The organism is Xanthomonas sp. SHU 308 (genome assembly GCF_000364645.1).
Taxonomy (GTDB): domain Bacteria; phylum Pseudomonadota; class Gammaproteobacteria; order Xanthomonadales; family Xanthomonadaceae; genus Xanthomonas_A; species Xanthomonas_A sontii.
The window spans coordinates 1-16032 of the sequence record NZ_AQOK01000612.1; the positions used below are offsets into that span (position 1 = coordinate 1).

9 protein-coding genes are annotated in these 16032 nt (G+C 69.5%); 3 read left to right on the forward strand and 6 right to left on the reverse strand.

Annotation, left to right across the window (positions count from 1 at the left end):
• From D588_RS0117385 to D588_RS0117395, 3 genes are all read right to left on the reverse strand, one after another.
• Nucleotides 1-1806: TonB-dependent receptor (locus D588_RS0117385; protein ID WP_017916888.1), on the reverse strand; the 1806-nt coding region annotated here is incomplete at its 3' end.
• 695 nt (nucleotides 1807-2501) lie between these two features.
• Nucleotides 2502-4892 (reverse strand): TonB-dependent receptor, encoded by a 2391-nt coding sequence (locus tag D588_RS0117390; protein ID WP_017916889.1) that lies wholly within the window; start codon nucleotides 4890-4892, stop codon nucleotides 2502-2504.
• A gap of 313 nt (nucleotides 4893-5205) precedes the next feature.
• Nucleotides 5206-7596: a TonB-dependent receptor gene (locus D588_RS0117395; protein ID WP_017916890.1), complete on the reverse strand. Its 2391-nt coding sequence runs from the start codon at nucleotides 7594-7596 to the stop codon at nucleotides 5206-5208.
• A 252-nt stretch (nucleotides 7597-7848) separates the two neighbouring features.
• On the opposite strand from D588_RS0117395, the gene D588_RS0117400 reads away from it, so the two are divergent.
• Nucleotides 7849-9708: an ABC-F family ATP-binding cassette domain-containing protein gene (locus D588_RS0117400; protein ID WP_026143833.1), complete on the forward strand. Its 1860-nt coding sequence runs from the start codon at nucleotides 7849-7851 to the stop codon at nucleotides 9706-9708.
• A 433-nt stretch (nucleotides 9709-10141) separates the two neighbouring features.
• Here the strand turns inward: D588_RS0117400 and D588_RS25175 are convergent, their stop codons facing one another.
• On the reverse strand, nucleotides 10142-10432 hold the full coding sequence (locus D588_RS25175) for a hypothetical protein (protein WP_043085650.1): 291 nt from the start codon (nucleotides 10430-10432) through the stop codon (nucleotides 10142-10144).
• 206 nt (nucleotides 10433-10638) lie between these two features.
• Nucleotides 10639-11517 carry a LysR substrate-binding domain-containing protein gene (locus tag D588_RS0117410; protein ID WP_017916893.1) on the reverse strand — a complete coding sequence of 293 codons (879 nt, stop codon included), beginning with the start codon at nucleotides 11515-11517 and terminating at the stop codon, nucleotides 10639-10641.
• A 98-nt stretch (nucleotides 11518-11615) separates the two neighbouring features.
• Here D588_RS0117410 and bla point away from each other — a divergent pair, with 98 nt between their 5' ends.
• Together bla and D588_RS0117420 are read left to right on the forward strand one after the other, a co-directional pair.
• Nucleotides 11616-12524 carry a class A beta-lactamase gene (bla, locus tag D588_RS0117415; protein ID WP_026143834.1) on the forward strand — a complete coding sequence of 303 codons (909 nt, stop codon included), beginning with the start codon at nucleotides 11616-11618 and terminating at the stop codon, nucleotides 12522-12524.
• Nucleotides 12525-12792: 268 nt separating this feature from the next.
• Nucleotides 12793-13740, forward strand: a complete 948-nt coding sequence (locus tag D588_RS0117420) for an alpha/beta hydrolase (RefSeq protein ID WP_017916895.1) — start codon at nucleotides 12793-12795, stop codon at nucleotides 13738-13740.
• 123 nt (nucleotides 13741-13863) lie between these two features.
• Here the strand turns inward: D588_RS0117420 and D588_RS0117425 are convergent.
• On the reverse strand, nucleotides 13864-16032 hold a 2169-nt coding region (locus tag D588_RS0117425), incomplete at its 5' end, for a phospholipase C, phosphocholine-specific (RefSeq protein ID WP_017916896.1).

Here is a 16032-nt window from a genome sequence, read left to right on the forward strand (position 1 = left end):
CTGCAGGTAGTTGCGCACGGCGGTGGAGGTGAGGTTCTCCGAGAGCACGATGCGGTCGTCGATGTCGATGCGGTAGGCGTCGAGGGTGATGTACAGCGCGTCCACCGGCTGCAGCACCAGGCCCAGGCCGTAGTTCTTGGACTTCTCGGCCTTCAGCGGCTCGGCGCCGAGCGCGATCGCCGCCGGGTTGTCGGTGCGGAAGGTGCCGATCTCGAACGGCGTGGCCGCGATGCTGCCGTCGGGCTGGGCGACGTTGATGAAGTTGGTGGCGACCGACTGGAAATACTGCTGCTGCAGCGACGGTGCGCGGAAGCCGGTGGAGACGGTGGCGCGCAACGCGACCTTCGGGCTGAAGGCGTAGCGCAGCGACAGCTTGCCGGTGCCGGTGTCGCCGAAGTCGCTGTAGTTCTCGTAGCGCCCGGCCAGGCCGGCGGAGAACTTGTCGGTGATGTCGCCTTCCAGGTCGAGATAGGCCGAATAGCTGTTGCGATCGTAGTGGCCGGAGTCGCTGGGCTTGAAGCCGGCGAACACCTGCGCGCCCGGCAGCAGCGTGCCATTGGCCGAGGGAATGCCGCCGTTGACGTAGGACGCCGGCGCGCCCGGCGATTCGTTGAATTTCTCGCCTCGCCACTCGGCGCCGAAGGCCAGGGTGACCGGGTAGGCCAGGCCGACTTCCAGCGATTTGCTGAAGTCGGCGTTGAGCACATTTTGGGTGACCTGCAGCGCGCCGGCGTAGAACTCGGTGGGGCTGGCCAGGCCCAGGCTGTTGTTGAGGCTGTGGCGCACGTCGAAACTCAGATCGTTGCGGCCGTAGTTGTAGCTGAGGTCGATGGCCAGGCCGCCGGCGGTGCTGGACTTGACCCCGCCGACCCAGGACACGTCCTTGCTGACGTTGTAGATCTGCGGCAGGAAGCCGTCGGGGTAGATCTCCGGGCGGTTGCGGTTGTCGCCGGACCAGCGGAAGTAACCGTTGGACAGCACCTCGCGGCGGCTGAGCATCGCGTAGGAATAGAAGGTGATGTAGTCGGCCGGGCTGTACTGGCCGTTGTAGGAGACCGCGCCCTGGTCCACGTCGGGGTCGCCGTAGCGCTGCTGCACCTGGCCCTGGTACGGCGTGGCGCGATCGGTCTGGTCCTGGTGCCCGGCCTGCGCGGCGAAGTGCACTGTGCCGGTCTCGGCGAAGGTGAGGCCGGCATCGCCGGAGAGCTGGTACTGCTCGCCGTCGCCGGCGCTGTACTTGCCGTAGCGCCCGGCCAGGCTGCCGCCCGTGCCGCTGCCCTTGAGCACGATGTTGATGACGCCGGCGATGGCGTCGGAACCGTATTGCGCAGAGGCACCGTCGCGGAGCACTTCGATGCGTTCGACCGCGGCGATGGGAATGGTGTTGAGATCGGCCGGCGAGGAGCCGCGGCCCTGCGCGCCGTTGAGGTTGACCAGCGCGGTGGTGTGGTAGCGCTTGCCGTTGACCAGCACCAGCACCTGGTCCGGCGAGAGCCCGCGCAACTGCGCCGGGCGCACCGCATCGGAGCCGTCGGTGATCGCCGGGCGCGGGAAGTTCAGCGAGGGCACCGCGCGCGACAGCGCAGTGGCCAGTTCAGTGGTACCGGTGGACTGTAGCGTCTCCGGCGAGATGATGTCGATCGGCGAGGCCGATTCGGCGACGGTGCGATCGGCCACACGCGTACCGGTGACGATGACGGTGTCCAGCGTTTGCGCGTTGCCGGTGTTCTGCGCTTGGACCGAAACAGCGGACGTCGCCAGGCACAGGGCGACAGCGTGGGCGAGCGGAGTGAGCGTGCGCGTCATGGGGGAGGCGGCTCCAGAAGTGGGGGAGGCGCCGCTGCATGCGCACTCCCCTGTCCCCTGGCGGATGCGACGACGCGACCTAGGGATTACCGGTTGATGTCAATGGAGTCAATATTCCGTTAAGCCGGATGTCGAGGTTGCAATTGCAACCACCGCTGCAGGCGTTGCGGCAGCGCCAATCCCGGGATTTTCCGGGCGTGTAGACAAAACGCTGGCCATGCGCACGGACATGGTGCACGCGGCGGTGCCTGCGCGCGGGTGCTGCGGCGTTTTTCGCAGTGCGATGTGAGGGATGCTGGCTGCGCGGCACGAGGCAGAGCACGGTGTTGGGCGCGTCGCGGTTGCACGAGCGCAGCATCTCGCGAGCAATGCGTATGGCGCTTGTGGAGCGGCTTCAGCCGTGACGAGTGAAGCCCAACGCCAGTTGGCACCTTCATGCGTCGGGACTGGAAGTCCCTCCCACAAGGACGCCCGATCCATGCGCCGGAGGAGCGGCTTCAGCCGCGCCCCATGGACAGCATCGTGCCGCGGCCGGAGCCGCTCCTGCAAAAACGTTCAGGCCGGTGAAAACGTCGCAGGCTGGCGAATCTCCAATCCCCAATCCCCAATTCCCGTCCCAACAACAACAACGGCCCGCAAACCCGGGCCGTCGTCATGCCGTTCAACGCAGGCGCAATCGATGCCCGCGCGTGCGATCACCAGCGGTAATTGATCCGCCCGTACACGTAGGCGCCGTTGAAACCGTACGGCGAGTAGTTGCTGTACGGGAGCATGCCGTAGGTGGAGTTGATCAGGTTGGCGGTCTTGTCCGGGTACTGGTCGAACACGTTGTCCGCGCCCAGCGTCAGCGTCCAGTTGGTGCTCGGCTTGAAGCTGGCCGAGGCGTCGACCACCCAGTCCGCGCCGTAGGTCTGGTCGCGGGCGGCGGTGGCCGAATTGCGCACGGTGAATTCGCCGTAGCGGGTGGCGGCCAGGCTCAGGTCCCACTTCGGCAGCTTCCAGGTGCCGCTGAGGATCAGCTTGTCCTTCGGGTAGCTGTCTTCCAGGCGGCCGATCTCGTCGCGGCCCAGCGTGGTCTGGGTCGAGCCGATCGCGGCCAGCGCCTGCGGCTGGGTCACCGCCTGGGTGATGTCGGTCTTGCTGTAGCCGTAGCTGGCGGTGAGGTCCAGCGTGCTGGCCGCCAGCGGGATGCTGTAGGTGCCGACCACGTCGACGCCGCGGGTGCGGGTGTCGGCGGCGTTGCTGAAGTAGCGCACGCTGGTGACGTTGCTGTAGCCGAGCTGGCGCAGTTTGCCCAGCACCGCCGCATCGTTGAGGTTGGACGACAGCAGGATGCGGTCGTCGATCTCGATCTGGTACGCGTCCACGGTCAGGTACAGGCGCTCGACCGGCTGCAGCACCAGGCCCAGGCTGTAGGACAGCGAGGTCTCGGCCTTCAGCGGCGCGGCGCCCAGCGCCTGGGCCACGGCGCTGTTCACCGGGAAGGTGCCGGATTCGAAGAAGCTGCCGTTGATGTAGCTGCTGGTCACCGCCTGGTACTGCTGCTGCGCCAGCGACGGCGCGCGGAAGCCGCTGGCGACGGTGCCGCGCAGCGCCACCTTGTCGGTGAACGCGTAGCGCGCCGATAGCTTGCCGGAGGTCTTGCTGCCGAAATCCGAGTAGTCCTCGTAGCGGCCGGTGAGACCGGCGGAGAACTTGTCGGTGAGGTCGGCTTCCAGCCCCGCGTACACCGCGTAGTTGTGGCGGTCCGAATGCACGGCGTTGAGCGGCGCGAAGCCGGCGAAGCCCTGCGCGCCGCCGGTGGTGCCGGTGTACGAGGCCGGCTCGCCGGGCGACTGGTTCCACTTCTCCTGGCGGTACTCGGCGCCGAAGGACAGCGTCACCGGATAGGCCAGGCCCCATTCCAGCGGCTGGGTGAAGTCGGCATTGACCGCGTTCTGGGTGTACTCCAGCGCGCCGTCGTAGAAGCGACTCGGGCTGTCGACGCCGAGGCTGTAGTTGATGCTGTTGGCGGTGTGGAAGTCGACCTTGTTGTAGCCGTAGTTGTAGCTGACGTCCCAGGCGAAGCCGCCGGCGGTGCTGCCCTTCAGGCCGGCGACCAGCGAGCGGTCCTTGGAGTACTGCTCGATCTGCGGCACGTAGCCATCGGGGTAGACCTGCGCCAGCAGCGCGGTCTGGCCGTTGTGGTTGCGCGAGCGGTAGAACGCGAACGAGGTGATGTCGCGGTTGCTGGCGATCGCGGTCGCGTAGCCGGTGAGGTTGTCGCTGAAGCGGAACTCGCCGTTGGCCGAGACCGCGGTGGCGTCGACCTTGGGGTCGCCGTAGACGAAGGTGGTCTGGCCGATGCCGGGATAGTTGCCGGTGTTCGGCGCGGTGCCCTGGTAGGGACCGGCGCGGTTGGTGGCGTCCTGCTGGCTGATTTGCCCGGCCACGTGCAGGCTGCCGCGGCCGTCGCCGAAGCCGACCCCGGTATCGCCGGAGAGCTGCGACTTGGCGCCGTCGCCGGCCGAGTACTTGCCGTGCTCCACAGCCAGGCTGCCGCCTTCGCCGGCGCCCTTGAGCACGATGTTGACCACGCCGGCGATGGCGTCGGAGCCGTACTGCGCCGAGGCGCCGTCGCGCAGCACTTCCACCCGCTCGATCGCGGCGATCGGGATCGCGTTGAGATCCACCGCCGAGGCGCCGCGGCCGATGGTGCCGTTGACGTTGATCATCGCCGAGGTGTGGCGGCGCTTGCCGTTGACCAGCACCAGCACCTGGTCGGGCGAGAGCCCGCGCAACTGCGCCGGGCGGATGCCGCTGGTGCCGTCGGTCAGCGCCGGACGCGGGAAATTCAGCGAGGGCAGGGCGCGCGACAGCGCGGTCGCCAGTTCCGAGGTGCCGGTGGCCTGCAGTGCCTCCGGGGTGATGATGTCGATCGGCGATTGCGACTCGGCGACGGTGCGGTCGCTGACGCGGGTGCCGGTGACGATGACCGTATCCAATGTGCTGGGCGTGCTCGGCGCGTCGGACGCGGTCTGGGCGAAGGAAGGGGCGGCGAGGGCGGCGAGCACGGCGCTCGCCAGCAGCGACAACGGACGGTTCATAAAAACTCCAGCAGGTGCCGAAACGGCAGGCGGGGCGTGCGGCGACCGGCAGGGCCGGCAGGCCGCGTCCTCAGGGATGTCTAATTATTTTTTAACATGCGTGCTGCGTCGCAGGATGCAAGCGCATGTTCTTATTCCATTGCGTTCTAAGGGGCGGCAAAACGCCGCGCGCCGCCGTCCGCAATGGGAAGGCACGCACAACGTCCCGGTAGCGTCCGCGCCCACCGGGACAGCTGCGGCATAGGCCTGTCGTCTGCGCGAGTCGCGCGTGGCGGACGTCGTCGCCCATCGCGGCGACGCCCGCCAGGGTCGCTCAGAAGCGGTAGCTCACCCGCCCGTACCAGTAGCGCCCGTTGAAGCCGAACGGCGACAGCGGCGAGTACTGCAGGCCGTTGGGGCGGTCGTCGTAGATGTTGTTGAGCGCGGTCCGGGTCGGGTACTGGTTGGTGACGTTGTCGGCGCCGACGGTGAAGGTCAGGTCGCGCCAGGCGTAGCTGGTGGACAGATTGAGCAGCCAGCGCGCCGCGAACGCCTGGTCCTGGTTGCCGTCGGCGTCGTCGCCGCGGCGGGTGATGGCGCCGTAGCGGGTGGCGTCGCCGTGCAGGGTCCAGCCGGCCAGGCTCCAGTCGCCGCTGAGCACGTACTTGGTGCGCGGCGTCGCGTCGGTCAGCAGGCCCTGGCTGGCGCGGCCGAAGTTCGGATCGGAGATCTCCAGGATCTCGATCTTGTTGTAGTTGGCGCTGAAACTGAGGTTGAGCGTGCCGGCGCGGTCGAGGTCGAGCAGGTAGTTGCTCACCCAGTCCACGCCGCGGGTGCGGGTGGTGGCGCCGTTGACGAAGAACTGCGCGGCGCTGACCTGGCCGATCGGCACGGCCAGCGAGATCTGGTCCGAATACAGGATCTGGTCCCAGATGCGGATCTGGTACAGGTCCAGGGTGGAATTGAAGCCGCCGCCGGGCTGCCAGACCGCGCCGATGCTGTAGTTGGTGGATTTCTCCGGCGACAGCGGCTTGGCGCCGAGCGCGATGGCCACCGGATCGGAGGTGCGGTAGGTGCCGATCTGGCTGAGCACGCCGTCCACCGGCAGGGTCACCACCGAGGCGTAGTTCTGTTGCGCCAGCGAGGGCGCACGGAAGCCGTTGGAAATCGTGCCGCGCACGGCGAAGGCGTCGTTGAGCTGGTAGCGCGCCGACAGCTTGCCCGAGCGGGTGGTGCCGGCATCGCTGTAGTCCTCGTAGCGTGCGGCCACGCCGCCGGACAGGCGCTCGCTCAGGTCCGCTTCCAGGTCCGCGTACACCGCCTTGCTGTGGCGCTGGAACTGTCCCGCCACGGTCGGCGACAGGCCGGGGAACACTTGCGAACCGCCCGGATACGGTGCGCCAGTGTCCGGGTTGATGGCGTTCGGGTCGAAGTAGATCGAGGTGGGCGAGCCGGCCAGCACGGCGTACTTGTCCTGCCGGTACTCGGCGCCGAAGGCGAGGTTGACCGGATAGGCCAGGCCCCAGTCCAGGGACTTGCTGAAATCGGCGTTGAGCGCGTTCTGCTCGTTGCGGAAACCGCCGGCGTTGAAGCGCGTCGGCGAGGCGCCGGTGCTCCAGTACAGGTTGGTGTTGATGGTGTTGCGCAGGTCGAAGGTGACGTCGTTCTTGCCGTAGTCGGCGGAGACGTCCCAGGTCCAGCCGCTGTCGGTGCTGCCCTTGACGCCGAGCACCGCGGCGCGGTCGTTGGACGGGTTGTAGATCTGCGGCAGGAAGCCGTTGGGGTAGACCGCCGGCACGTTGCGGTCGCTGTTGTCCCAGGCGCGGTAGTAGCCGTTGGACAGCACCTCGCGGCGGCTGACGTTGGCGTAGCCGTACAGGTCGACGTGCGGGGTGAGCGCGTAGCCGAAGTTGACCAGCCCCTGATAGGTCTTCAGCGCGGGGTCGCCGTAGCGCTCGTAGGGAACGCCGCTGGGGTTGGCGGCCCCGGCCAGGGTGGTGGCCTTGTCGGTGTTCTCGGCGCGGTTGGTGTTCATCGCGTTGAGGTAGTTCCACGACACCCGCACCCAGCCCGGCGCCTCGCCGCCCGGCGCGCCGCCGAAGGCCAGCCCGTAGGAGCCGTCGATGCCGTTCTGCGCGCCGTCGCCCTTGTCCATGATGCCGCCGCTGACCGCGACGCTGTTGCTGCCGGCCTTGGCGCCGTGCTTGAGCACGATGTTGATGACGCCGGCGATGGCGTCGGAACCGTATTGCGCGGAGGCGCCGTCGCGCAGCACTTCGATGCGCGCGATCGCCGACATCGGAATCGAATTGAGGTCGGCCGGCGCCGAGCCGCGCCCGACCGACGGGTTGTAGTTGACCAGCGAGGTGGTGTGGTAGCGCTTGCCGTCCAGCAGCACCAGCACCGCGTCCGGCGACAGGCCGCGCAGGGTCGCCGGGCGCAACGCGTCGTTGCCGTCGTTGATCGCCGGGCGCGGGAAGTTCAGCGACGGCAGCAGCTTGCCGAGCGCGCTGGCGAGGTCGCTGGCGCCGGTGGCCTGCAGCGCCTCGGGTGCGATGATGTCGATCGGCGATTGCGATTCGGCCACCGTGCGGTCGGCGATGCGGGTGCCGGTGACGATGATGTTGTCCAGCGTCGTCGGCGCCTGCTGGGACTGGGCGAGGCTGTTGCCGGAGGCGAGCACGAGCAGGACGGCACGGACGAGGGGGAGGCGGCGTTGCGTCATCGGGCGGAGACTCCTGGCTGGGGGATTGGCGCGGGTCTGGCGATTTCCGGTGGGGCGGGGTGGATGCTGCGGTGCAGCGTGTGCCATCGGATTGAAATCCGTTTTTCACATGGACGCGTATACAAAAACGGACCTGGGTCGGGTTTTCGCGGCGGCCCGCGCGCCGCCCCGGACCATGCCGCATTGCCGTCCCGGGTGGGCCGGGGCGGGCGAAGCGGCTACACTTCCGCCTCGCTAGCCGAGTGCCCTGCCTTGATTTCCCTACGTAATTTCGCCTTGCGCCGCGGCGAGCGGCTGTTGCTGTCCAATGTCGACCTCACCCTGCATGCCGGTTACCGGGTGGGTGTGGTCGGCCGCAACGGGGCCGGCAAGTCCAGCCTGTTCGCGGCGGTGAAGGGCGAACTGGAGGCCGACAAGGGCGACGTCGACCTGCCCGGCAAGGTGCGCATCGCCAGCGTCGCCCAGGAAACCCCGTCGCTGCCGGACCCGGCGCTGAGCTTCGTGCTCGGCGGCGACACCGCGGTGGCCGCGGTACTCGCCGAAGAGGCCGAGGCGACCGCGCGCGAGGACTGGGAGGCGGTCGCCGCCGCCCACACCAAGATGGCCGAGATGGGCGCCTACGACGCCGATGCGCGCGCCGGCAAGCTGCTGCACGGCCTTGGCTTCCCGGCCGAGACCCATCACCGCGCGGTGTCCTCGTTCTCCGGCGGCTGGCGCGTGCGCCTGAACCTGGCGCGCGCGCTGATGATGCCCAGCGACCTGCTGCTGCTCGACGAACCGACCAACCACCTCGACCTGGACGCGGTGTACTGGCTGGAGCAGTGGCTGCTGAAATACCCGGGCACGCTGCTGCTGATCTCGCACGACCGCGAGTTCCTCGACAACGTCGCCACCCACACCCTGCATCTGCACAACGGCGGCGCCAAGCTGTACACCGGCGGCTACACCGATTTCGAGCGGCAGCGCGCCGAGCAGTTGCGCCAGCAGCAGATCGCGCACGAGAAGGAACAGGCCGAGCGCGCCCACCTGCAGAGCTTCATCGACCGCTTCAAGGCCAAGGCCTCCAAGGCGGCGCAGGCGCAGAGCCGGATGAAGCGCCTGGAGAAGCTGGCCGGCACCGAGGCGGTGCGCGCCGAGCGCGAGTTCCGCATCGAACTGGCGCCGCCGGCCAAGCTGCCGTTCTCGCTGATCCGCCTCAATCACGCCGAGGCCGGTTACGGCGCCGACGCGGTGATCCTGCACAACGTCGGCTTCGGCCTGGAGGCCGGTCAGCGCATCGGCCTGCTCGGCCCCAATGGCGCCGGCAAGACCACCCTGGTCAAGACCCTGGTCGGCGAACTGCCGCCGATCGCCGGCGAGCGCATGGCGCATCCGGACCTGCGTATTGGCTACTTCGCCCAGCACACGGTGGAGTCGCTGCACGAAGGCCAGTCGCCGATGGACCACATGCGCGAGATCGACAAGGACGCCAGCAACCAGGCGTTCCGCGATTTCCTCGGCAAGTGGAATTTCCCCGGCGACCGAGCGTTCGAGCCGGTCGACGGCTTCTCCGGCGGCGAGCGCGCGCGCCTGGCGCTGGCGCTGATCGCTTGGCAGCAACCCAACGTACTGCTGCTCGACGAACCGACCAACCACCTCGACCTGGAGATGCGCGAGGCGCTGGCCGAGGCGCTGAGCGATTTCGAGGGCGCGATCGTGATGGTCTCGCACGACCGCCACCTGATCGGCCTGGTCTGCGACACCTTCTGGCGCGTGGCCGACGGCGTGGTCGAACCGTTCGACGGCGACCTCGACGCCTATGCCGCGTGGCTGCGCACCCGCCCCGCCGCGCAGGGCACCAAGCAGAAACTGGCCGAGGCTGCGCCGACCCCGCCGCCGCCGGTCAAGCCGCTGCCGGCGAAGAAGCCGCCGAACCCGCACAAGCTGGCGGCCGCGGAGAAGCGCGTGGGCGAGCTGGAAGCGGCGCTGGCCGAGCTCGACCGGCAGCTCGCCGATCCCAAGCACTACGCCGATGCGGAAAAGATGGCGGTGCTGGGCCGCGAGCGCGAGGCCGCCGCGCGCGACCTGGCCCAGGCCGAGCAGGCGTGGATGGAGTTGATCGACGGCGCCTGAGCCGCGGTGGATCTCGCCATTGCCGGTGTGTGCCGGCGAGCACGGACGATCCACGTCGAGCTGACGGTTCCTTCTCCCTGCGGGACCATGGCCCCCTTTTCGGGGGAAGGTGCCCCAAGGGGGCGGATGAGGTGCGGGTGCCGGGGGACTCGGAGTGGCCGGCCGTGCGTGCCGGCGTACCCTCACCCCAACCCCTCTCCCGGTGGGAGAGGGGCTTCAATCGCTTCTTCACGCCGCTCCAGGCGAGGCCGGAACGTGAGCCGGCGTACCCGGTGTGGGAGAGGCTTCAGCCCCGACGTCGCATCGCCTCAGCCAACGGCAAGTCCCACCTGCATCGCCTGCGCCAGCGCCCAGGGCTGCGCGCGCGCCGGACATGCCGTGCAGGATGAGGACGATCGCATCCGCCGACGCGCGCGGCGCCGGCCCGTGCCGCTCAGGCGGCGGCGCTGGCCACGACCAGCAGGCCGCCAGCGATCGCCGCCCAGTCCAGCGGCGTGCGCGAGCGCAGGCTCTGCAGCGAGGGGCGGGCGGTCGGCGTCGGCCGCAGGCCGGCCTTCAGCGCCATCAGTGCCAGACCAGCGGCGCTGAGCGCCCAATGCCATTCGCTGGCGCCGCCGCGCAGGAAGTAGGCCAGATGCAGCACACACAGGCAGCCCAGGACGGCCGCCAGCACGACGTCACGCGAGACCAGGCCCGGACGGGCGGTCAGGACAGCACGGTTCATCAGCATGTTTCCCCCGAAACGGTCAGCGCCATCCCCGGCGCACAGTGCGACTGCGACCAGGATCATATTTCGGGCCTGCCCGGCCGCCAAGCGGCAGTGCACAAATTCTTCACATTACTGTCAGGCCTTGCTGGTATGCGAAGCAAGGTGCATGCCGGCGTGTGCCCAAGCGCTCCCGGCGCCCAATGCGGCGGCAGCGGTGTCGCTCAGTCGGCCAGTGCGGCCTGCTCGGCCAGCAACCACTCGCGCAAGCGTCGGGCGGCGTCGCTTTCCGCGCGCGAGCGCAGCCGGGTCAGCCAGTAGCGGCCCAGGTCGATGCGGGTGCTGAACGGACAGACCAGCCGCCCGGCATCCAGGTCCTGGGCGAACAGCCGCAGCGGCAGCAAGGCCACGCCGTGGCCGGCCGCGGCGATGCTGGCCAGGGTCAGCGAGGCATCGCAGATCGGGCCGCCGGCCTGCACCTCAGGCGCGCCGGCGGCCTGCAGCCAGCGCGGCCATTCGTCCAGCCGGTAGGAGCGCAGCAGGGTGGTCCTGGCGAGGTCCGCAGACGTGCGCAGCAGCGGCGCCAGTGCCGGCGCGCACACCGGCGCGAACGGCGCGTCCAGGATCGGCGTGGCGTGCTGCCCCTGCCAGTCGCCATCGCCGAAACGGATCGCCAGGTCCAGGCCTTCGCCGGCCAGGTCGACCCGGTTGTTGTGGGTGTACACGCGCAGTTCGATGTCCGGGTGCGCGGCGTGGAAGGCGTCCAGCCGCGGCAGCAGCCAGCCCACCGCGAAGGTGCCGACCGCGCCCACGCTCAGCGTCTCGCGATAGCGACCGCCGGCGAAGCGCTGCAGCGTCCCGGCGATGCGGTCGAAGGCCTCGGTCAGCACCGGATGCAGGCGCAGGCCTTCGTCGGTCAGGGCGACGCCGCGCGGCAGGCGCTGGAACAGCACCACACCCAGGCGCGCCTCCAGTTGCTTGATCTGGTGGCTGAGCGCGGCCTGGGTCACGCACAGCTCGGCGGCGGCACGGGTCAGGTTCTGGTGCCGCGCCGCGGCCTCGAAGGCGCGCAGGGCGTTCAACGGCAGATGCGGACGGATCATCGCCAGGTATCAATTCGGCTCATGGGTGCGATTGAATAACCTCGCTGGTGGGGGTGGGTCAATGCGGCCATCATCCTGGCTCCCGACGGAGGTGGACGATGCTGACGAGACGACGGTTCCTGCAGGGTGTGGGAATGGGCGCGAGCCTGCTGGTCGTGGCTGGTGCACAGGAAAAAAACGCGAAAAACCCGACGCCGACGCTACAACTGCGGCTGGCCGAGATCGAGCGTCGCAGTGGCGGCCGGCTCGGCGTGAGCCTGCTCGACGGCGGCGGCGCAACGCTCGGCGGACAGCGCCAGGACGAGCGCTTCCCGCTGTGCAGTACCTTCAAATTTCTATTGGCAGGGGCGGTGCTGCAGCGGGTCGACCGCGGTGAACTGGCCCTGGAGCGGCGCGTGCCGGTGCGCAAGGCGGATCTGCTGGCGAATGCGCCGGTGTCCGAGCGTCATGTCGGCGGCACGCTCAGCGTGGTCGAACTGTGCCGCGCGGCGATGATCTACAGCGACAACACCGCGGCCAACCTGCTGCTGCCGCTGGTCGGCGACCCGCCCGGGGTGACCCGCTTCCTGCGTGCGCTGGGCGATACGCAGACCCAACTGGACCGCAACGAGCCGGGCATGAACGAATTCGTCGCCGGCGATCCGCGCGACACCACCACGCCGGCGGCGATGGCGGCGACGATGCGTGCCTTGTTGCTCGGCGAGGTGCTGCAGCCGGTCTCGCGGCAGCGCCTGATTGCTTGGATGCGCGACAACCGTACCGGCAACGACTGCCTGCGCGCCGGCCTGCCGGCGGGCTGGCAGATCGGCGACAAGACCGGCAGCAACGGCACCGATACCCGCAACGACATCGCCATCGTCTGGGCGCCGGGACGGCCCACGCCGCTGCTGCTGACCGCCTATCTCAACGGCGCCACGGTCGACAGCGCCGCGCGCGATGCGACGCTGAAAGCGGTGGCGCAGGCGGTCGTGGCCTCGCTGCCTGCGCAGACGCTGCGTACTGGCTAGGCGCGTTGCGCGCTGTCGCGCCGGATGCAGGTCGATCTCCCGTAGGCGCGGCTTCGGCCGCGACAGGTTTTATCGCGAAGGTCCGTCGCGGCTGATCCTACGAGCGGGAACCGCAGCCATGCGTACGAGACGCTGCTCGCGATCATCGGCGACGCCACGTGTCGATGCCGCGCGCGACCGCCCGCGTTGTACCAACGGCCACGGCCACCGCGGCCGTGCTCACTGATCGTGCGGTCCCTTTCATTCCCACCCCTGTTCGGAGCGTCCCATGCGTCGATTCGTTTGCTGTTCGTTCGCCATCGCCCTCGGGCTGTTCGCCCACGCCGCGCAGGCGCGGGTCTGGGAACCCGCACCGGGCCACGTGCAGGTGCCGATCTGGCCCGGCGCGGTGCCGGATGCGCTGCCGCATCCGAAGCCGGAAACGGCTGGGCCCGGGGCCAGGATCGACAACGTCAGCCGGCCGACCATGACCGTGTACCCGGCGCAGGGCCACAACACCGGCGCCGCGGTGGTGGTGTTTCCCGGCGGCGGCTACCAGATGCTGGCGATGGACCTGGAGGGCACGGAGATCTGCGACTGGCTGGTCTCGCGTGGCATCACCTGCGTGCTGTTGAAGTACCGCGTGCCGAACTCCGGGCCGACCTGGGTCAACGACCGGCGTTACTACCCCAAGGTGCAGACCGCGCTGCAGGACGCGCAGCGCACGCTGGGCCTGGTGCGCCAGCAGGCCGCCACCTGGGGCGTGGACCCGCACAAGATCGGGGTGATGGGCTTTTCCGCCGGCGGCCACCTTGTGGCCGCGACCAGTACGCATTTCGCCAAGCGCACCTATCCGCTGGTGGATGCCGCCGACCGCGTGAGCTGCCGCCCGGATTTCGCCATCGCCGTGTATCCCGGCCATCTGTGGGTGCACGAGGACGAGGACGACGACACCCGCGATTTCACCGATCTGGCCCTGCGTCCGGACATCCGCGTCGCCGCCGACACCCCGCCGACCTTCCTGCTGCAGGCGCAGGACGACTATGTCGACGGCATCTCGCAGGTGCTGGCGTACTACGTCGCACTCAATCATGCCGACGTGCCGACGGAAATGCATATCTACGCCCAGGGCGGCCACGCCTTCGGCCTGCGCGCCAAGCACCTGCCGATCGCACAGTGGCCGCAGCTGGTGGAGACCTGGCTGCGGACGATCGGGGTGCTTGAGGGCCGGGATTAGGGATTCGGGATTCGGGATTGGCAAGAGCGTGTCAGCGCGCGGATTGCGCTTTCACGAATCCCCAATCCCAAATCCCGGACGTTGTCACGAATCCCCAATCCCGAATCCCCAATCCCGCCCGCCTCAGACGGGTCCGGGGCCTTGATAGTTGGGCGGGCTCTCCTGATACAGCCGCGCCGCGCCGCCCATCGCCGGGTCGCTGATGCCGGGCTTGCCGGTTTCCACGCGGCCGGCCAGGCGCTGGCGAGCGTTGTCCTGGATCAGCCACAGGTCGTACCAGCCGCCGCTCGGCTTGGCATTCCAGCGAATGCGCTGCTCGGCGCCGGGCGCCAGCGTCACCCGTTGGCGCGGTTGTGCCTGGGCGTAGGCGGCCGGTTCCAGGGACACCTCGAGTGGCGCGGCACCCGGATTGCGCAGGACCAGGCACAGCGCCTGCGTGTCGGTCGGCTCCTGGACGATCTCGGCCTGCAGCAGCGGGGCGCTGAGGTCGCCACAGTAGTGGCGGTGGAAGCCGTTGGGGCCGAGCAGCCACAGGTCGTAGCTGCCGTCGTAGGTGGTCCAGGTGCCGTCCAGGGTCGCGCCGGTATCCACCGTGTAGCGGCGTGGGATCGCGTCGAGGAGGTAGCGGTCGTAGACGTGCAGCACCGCCGCTGCGCCGGTGTTGGCCATGCGCAACTGCACCTCGCCGCGCTCCGGCACGTGCTGCAACTGCACCGTCGGCCGATACGGCAAGGCACGTGCGCGGCGCACGCCGAACGCCTGGCGCGGTGCCTGCAACTGCGCCGGCAGCGGTGGCACTGCGTGGTCGTGCAACGCCGCGGCGCGCGCGGCCGCCTCGCGCACATCCGGCAGGTCGGCGACGAACGGGCGAGTATCGGCCTGGCGGAAATCGAAGGCGTCGAGCAGGTCGCCGCAGACCGCGCGGCGCCAGGCGCTCACGCCGCTGGCGGCGACGCCGAAGCGGCGCTCCAGCAGGCGCAGCACCGAGGTGTGGTCATAGACCTGCGAATCCACCCAGCCGCCGCGGCTCCATGGCGAGATCACGTACATCGGCACGCGCGGGCCGAGGCCGTAGGGGCGGCCGCGCAGTTCGGGTGGGTCCGCCTTGGCATCGCCCGGCGCCGGGTGCAGATGGTATTCGCCGTCGGTGGCGACGCTGGAGGCGCCGGCCCAGCCGCCAGCCGCGGTCACGGCCGGATCGAGCGAGGGCGAGGGCGAGGGCGGCGCCGGCGGCGGCACGTGGTCGAAGAAGCCGTCGTTCTCGTCGAACATCAGCAGCAGCGCGGTGCGCGCCCACACCTTGGGATCGGCGGTCAGCGCATCGAGCACGCGCGCGGTGTAGGCCGCGCCCTGCGCCGGGCTGGACGGATCGGGATGCTCGCTGCCGGCGGCGTCGGCGATGATGAAGCTCACCGACGGCAGCCGCGCAGCCAGCACGTCCTCGCGCAACTGGGCGAGGCTGCGGCTGCTGACGCCACGCGCGCGCAGTTGCGGATCGTGCCCGGGCGCACCGCGCCAGGCCGCGCGGAACGGCGCGAAGCCGGCCAGCGGGTTGTCGGTGAAGTTGTCGGCCATGTCCTGGTAGATCTGCCAGGACACGCCGGCCTGCTGCAGCGCCTCGACATAACTGGGCCAGCGATAGTCGTCCGGGTCGCCGCCCAGTTCCGGGAAGTTGTCGTGCGAGTTGGCGATCGCCGGGCCGCCGGCGCGCGCATGCGGATCGTTCTGCCCGGTCCACAGGAACACGCGGTTCGGATTGGTGCCGGCCTGGATCGCGCAGTGGTAGGCGTCGCAAATGGTGAAGGCGTCGGCCATGGCGAACTGGAACGGCAGGTCGTCGCGTTCGTAGTAGGCCAGCGCGTGGTCGCGCTTGGCCGCCGGCCATTGGCCCATGCGGCCGTGGTCCCAGGCCTGCTGCGCGTTCGGCCAGGTGTGCGGGGTGCCCTGCACGCGCATGGTGGCGAAGTCGTGTGCGGTGCGCAGCGGGAACGGCGCGAGCTGGCGGCTGCCGTCGGCGCTGGGCTGCAGCCACACCGTGCGCGGTGCGGTGTCGGGCAGCGGCGGGGCGGGGATCGGGAAACGGTCGCCGAAGCCGCGCACGCCGGGCAGGCTGCCGAAGTAATGGTCGAAGGCGCGGTTCTCCTGCATCAGGATCACCACGTGCTGCAGGTCGTCCAGGGTGCCGCTGCGCACGTCCGGGGCGATCGCCGCGGCGCGGGCGATGCTCGGCGGCAGCAGGGCAGCGGCGCTGGCGGTGAGGCCGGCGCGGAGCAGCCGGCGGCGGGGCTGGGC

What these genes read in the sequence shown, in the direction of transcription:
- D588_RS0117410 (WP_017916893.1), bottom strand. Translation starts at nt 11,517, where the DNA reads ATGATCCGTCCGCATCTGCCGTTGAACGCCCTGCGCGCCTTCGAGGCC.
- bla (WP_026143834.1), top strand. Translation starts at nt 11,616, where the DNA reads ATGCTGACGAGACGACGGTTCCTGCAGGGTGTGGGAATGGGCGCGAGC.
- D588_RS25175 (WP_043085650.1), bottom strand. Translation starts at nt 10,432, where the DNA reads ATGAACCGTGCTGTCCTGACCGCCCGTCCGGGCCTGGTCTCGCGTGAC.
- D588_RS0117395 (WP_017916890.1), bottom strand. Translation starts at nt 7,596, where the DNA reads ATGACGCAACGCCGCCTCCCCCTCGTCCGTGCCGTCCTGCTCGTGCTC.
- D588_RS0117390 (WP_017916889.1), bottom strand. Translation starts at nt 4,892, where the DNA reads ATGAACCGTCCGTTGTCGCTGCTGGCGAGCGCCGTGCTCGCCGCCCTC.
- D588_RS0117420 (WP_017916895.1), top strand. Translation starts at nt 12,793, where the DNA reads ATGCGTCGATTCGTTTGCTGTTCGTTCGCCATCGCCCTCGGGCTGTTC.